This is a genomic window from Bradyrhizobium jicamae (assembly GCF_001440395.1).
Classification (GTDB): domain Bacteria; phylum Pseudomonadota; class Alphaproteobacteria; order Rhizobiales; family Xanthobacteraceae; genus Bradyrhizobium; species Bradyrhizobium jicamae.
This window is the reverse complement of record NZ_LLXZ01000108.1, coordinates 1-4,256: the sequence shown is the minus strand read 5'-3', so window position 1 is coordinate 4,256 and position 4,256 is coordinate 1. Positions and strand designations below refer to the sequence as shown.

Annotated in this window: 3 protein-coding genes; 2 read left to right on the top strand and 1 reads right to left on the bottom strand. The window is 60.3% G+C overall.

Annotated elements, in window-relative coordinates; genetic code table 11:
• Positions 1 to 2,068: matrixin family metalloprotease (locus CQ12_RS42395; protein ID WP_083519337.1), on the bottom strand; the 2,068-nt coding region annotated here is incomplete at its 3' end.
• 121 nt (positions 2,069 to 2,189) lie between these two features.
• Here CQ12_RS42395 and CQ12_RS46375 point away from each other — a divergent pair.
• Positions 2,190 to 2,561, top strand: coding sequence for a hypothetical protein (locus tag CQ12_RS46375; RefSeq protein WP_245309972.1), 372 nt, complete (start codon positions 2,190 to 2,192; stop codon positions 2,559 to 2,561).
• Between the two features lie 112 nt (positions 2,562 to 2,673).
• Positions 2,674 to 3,867, top strand: a complete 1,194-nt coding sequence (locus CQ12_RS17615; RefSeq protein WP_057836575.1) for a CaiB/BaiF CoA transferase family protein — start codon at positions 2,674 to 2,676, stop codon at positions 3,865 to 3,867.
• Positions 3,868 to 4,256 lie beyond the last annotated feature (389 nt).

Genomic DNA, 4,256 nt, shown 5'->3' with positions numbered 1-4,256 from the left:
AATTGCCACTGACGCTGGCGAGATAATAGTTATTGCCGACCTGGACCAGCTTGGTCGACCCGAAGGACTCGATGGCTGTTCCCGACACGGCTGCTGCGCCAATCGTGCCGTCGCCATTGAGATCCTGCTGGAAGCCCGTTTCCAGCGACAGAATGCCGGAGCTGCTCCCCGAGGCAGGCGCGGTGTTGGTGATGTAGTTGCCACTGCTGTCGACGCTCCAGACGATGTAGCTGTCGGCCGTCCCGTACTTCAACACAACCTGATAGCCGCTTGCCGTCTGTTCTGTTCCGATCGGGGTCCAGGCGCCGAACTGGCCCACCACAACCGGCGCTCCGTAGCATTTCAGCTCGGGACCGGAATTGCCGCTGACGCTGGCGAGATAATAGTTGTTGCCGACCTGCACCAGCTTGGTCAACCCGAAGGACTCGATGGCTGTTCCTGAGGCGATGGAAACGCCAATCGTGCCGTCGCCGTTGAGATCCTGCTGGAAGCTCGTTTCCAGCGACACAATGCCTGTGCTGGCCCCCGAGGCGGGCGCGGTGTTGGTGATATAGTTGCCGTTGCTGTCGACGCTCCAGATGATGTAGCTGTCAGCCGTCCCGTTTTTCAAGACAACCTGATAACCGCTAGCCGTCTGCTCTGTTCCGATCGGCGTCCAGGCGCCGAACTGACCGGCGGTGACCGGCGCTCCGTAACAATATAGCTCCGGCCCGGTTCCGCTGCTGTTGCTCTGAAGAAAGTAAAAAGAGGAAATCTGAACCAGACTGGTTGCCCCTAACGCCTCAATAATCGTCGGAGGGCCCAGGAATGTCGCGCTCGCAAACGTCCCGTCTAAAAACTGAAAGTTCTCCACGCCGACAAGGATATCTGCACCATCGAGTTGACCGGAGGAACGCTGGTCGACGGCCGTGAACGTCTGCGTGGCCGAGTTATAGGCAATCACATAGTTGCTGCGGGCGCCTGAGAATACCGCAACGTCAGCGCCGGAACCGCCGAGGATGGTATCGTTACCCGCCCCGCCCGTCAGCGTATCGTTGCCACTGCCGCCGTTCAACGTATTGGCGATCGCATTGCCGGTGATGGCGTCATTTCCCGAGCCGCCAATGGCATTGTCGATATAGGATCGCGCATCGCCGTTGAACAAATAGGCGTTGTAGATATTCCCGGCCGCATAGTGGCCGTTTCCGAGATAGGCGAGCTGCGTGCTCGACGTGATCGAGGATGCGCCGGGATTGAGATTGATCGTTACGGCCGTCGTGTAGTTCGACAGATCGTAGGTATCGACGCCGTTGCCGTCCCAGATCGTCTCGAATACGCGGTTCGCAGAGCCTCCGGCACCATTGCCCGGCGCGAGCTGGGCAACGCCATTGATGAACATCTGCCCGGTCGTCGGACTCCATGAGTAGACGGTGTTCTCGCTATGGGTCGAGTAGTTCGCGCCGTAAAGCGTCTGCAGGGCCAGGATATCGTTGGCCATGTAGGTCTGCGAGAAACCGTAGGATTCGGCTGTGTATCCCGTGAGCGGCGCACCGGCATAGCTGCGATAGCTCATGACGGTATATTCGGAATTGTCGTGCGCCGCCGGCACCGCGACATTGGCAACACCGCCGGTTTCCTGGCTGTGCTTGAGGCCCAGAGCGTGGCCGAGCTCATGCAGCGCGGTAGCGAAATAGTAATTTCCTAGCGCAGCAAGCGAGTAATTATATGCGGTTCCGAACCAGACATCGCCACCGGCCGGCAAATTAGCGGGGTAATAGGCATAGGACGTCGGATTGGCGGCAGGCGACTGGGCTATCGCGATATCCGCTCCGTTGGTTCCTGCGTACTGAAAGCTGGCATTGGTGTAGCCGGCAATCAGCGAAATGGCGTAATGGATAGCTTGCTGCATCGCAGCCGGCGCCGACGAAAAACCCGAGATGGTCGGCTCGCCATTGCCAGAATAGCTGGCAGAGTAATCGCTCGGAGAATCCGGGAAGCTATAGGAGATCGTGCCGGACCATTTCGAGCCGCGCAGCAGACCATCAATTTCCGGGTTGTTGGTTTGGGTAACCCCTGTAGCCGTTGCCAAGTGTATCTCCGGAAAATCCTGCTCTACCTGATTCGCGCCGCCTTCATTTCCAAGCGATTCAGGTTTCGATCAAGTTACAATGCGATGCTAAAACTGTTTGGGTGAGTTTCGGTGACCGGAAATGCCCAAATACACCGTAGGTTCAACAATGCGAAGACTCTTCCGCGTTAGTGCTGCGCCAAGGTTGTTTACTGTTTCTTTAGCATTTACGATCTCGTTACCGACCGTGGCGGTCTTCCCGCCAGATTCGGATCGGTTGCTTCAAGAAGGTCATTTGTCCATGGCCAAAGCCGTCGCTTCGGATGCAAAGCCTGACACGGCTACCGCAAATTCCATGCCGCCCGCACGCGATCCAAAGCTGGCGGTGGAGGAAGAATATCAAATGGCGCGGCGTCTGAATACGGTTCAGTCGCTGGAGCTCTTCATCGCGAGGCACCCCGACGACCCCCTCGCGGCGAGAGCGCGAGCCGATTTGCGGTCGCTATCGCGCTAACCCCGACATGCCATGCATCCCGGCGCGGACACCATCCGCGATGATGGCATGACAAGCCCATGTATTTCGCGGATAATTTGACCTCGACCAATTGTTGGCTGGAGACTTCTTGATGCCCTCCCCCCGCGCTTCGCAGGCTCTCTCCCGGTTCACCGTGCTCGATCTGACCCGCGTTCGCTCCGGGCCGACCTGTGTGCGGCAGCTGGCGGACTGGGGCGCCAACGTCATCAAGATCGACGCGCTGCTGGAGGATGGCGGCGGCGAGCAGCCGGGCGGCCCGCGCCAGGGCTCGGATTTCCAGAATTTGCACCGCAACAAGCGGGCCATGACGCTGAATTTGAAGGATCCCAAGGGTCTGGACGTGTTCAAGCGCCTCGCCGGGCAGGCCGACGTCGTGGTCGAGAACTTCCGTCCCGATGTGAAGGCCAAGCTCGGCATTGACTATGAGAGCCTGCGCCAGATCAATCCGCGCCTCGTCTATGGCAGCATCTCCGGCTTCGGCCAGGACGGCCCCTACCACAAGCGGCCGGGCTTCGATCAGATCGCGCAGGGCATGGGCGGGCTGATGTCGATCACCGGCGCGCCCGGCGAGGGCCCGATGCGGGTCGGCATCCCCGTCGCCGACCTCACCGCAGGGCTGTTCTGCGCGCTCGGCATCCTCACTGCGCTCCTGGAACGCGACGTCTCCGGCGAGGGCCAGTGGGTGCAGACCTCGCTGCTGCAGGCCCAGATCTTCATGCTGGATTTCCAGGCCTCGCGCTGGCTGATGGAAAAGGACGTCGCCAACCAGGCCGGCAACAACCATCCGACCTCGATCCCGACCGGCGTCTTCAAGACCTCCGACGGCTACATCAACATCGCCACCACGGGCGGGCGGATCTGGGAGCGCTGCGCGCAGGCGATCGGCGCGCCCGAGCTGATCACCAACCCCGATTACGCCACCGCGCCGGCGCGCTCGAAGAACCGCGACGCGCTCAATGCCGCAATCGGCAAGCTCACCGAGAAGAAATCGACGGAAACCTGGGTCAAGGAATTGAACGAGGCCGGCGTGCCTTGCGGCCCGATCTACTCGATTGACCAGATGTTCGAGGACGCTCAGGTCAAGCACCTCGGTATCGCCCAGCACGTGCCCAACGACGAGAACCGTCACATTCAGCTCGTCGGCCAACCGGTGTCGCTGTCGCGCACGCCGAGCACCATGGCAGCACGCCCACCCGAGTTCGGCGAACAGACCGAGGAAGTGCTGACCGAGTTCGGCTTTGCGAAGGACGAGATCGCCGAGTTGCGCCGGCGCAAGGTGGTGTGAGCCACCCACCCGCTATTGCAAACAGCAAAGCGGCGACTTATCAGCCGCAGCCCGACTAGAATGGGAATCAATACATCCATCCGACGTACTGCGCGACGGATAGCTTCGCTCTGCCTGTAATGACGACTACACTGGCCCGTCATTTTTCCGTTGAAAGGCATTCCATGCGCATCATGATCCTCAATGGCCCGAACCTCAACGGCGTCCGCGAGCCGCACATTTACAGCTCGACCAAGGCCTCCTGCGAGGAGTTCGCCGCTTTTTGCCGGCGCTGAGCTGGCGTTCCACCAGTCGAACCATCGTCTTCAACATCGCGGAGCCTGCCGTTCCCGACAGAACGTCGGTTTCCTGGGCCACGCGCTGCGAAATCGACGCCATGATCGCCGCCG

Bases quoted from the DNA above. Each gene is read 5' to 3' on its own strand.
- CQ12_RS46375 (WP_245309972.1), top strand. From the start codon at position 2,190: ATGCCCAAATACACCGTAGGTTCAACAATGCGAAGACTCTTCCGCGTT.
- CQ12_RS17615 (WP_057836575.1), top strand. From the start codon at position 2,674: ATGCCCTCCCCCCGCGCTTCGCAGGCTCTCTCCCGGTTCACCGTGCTC.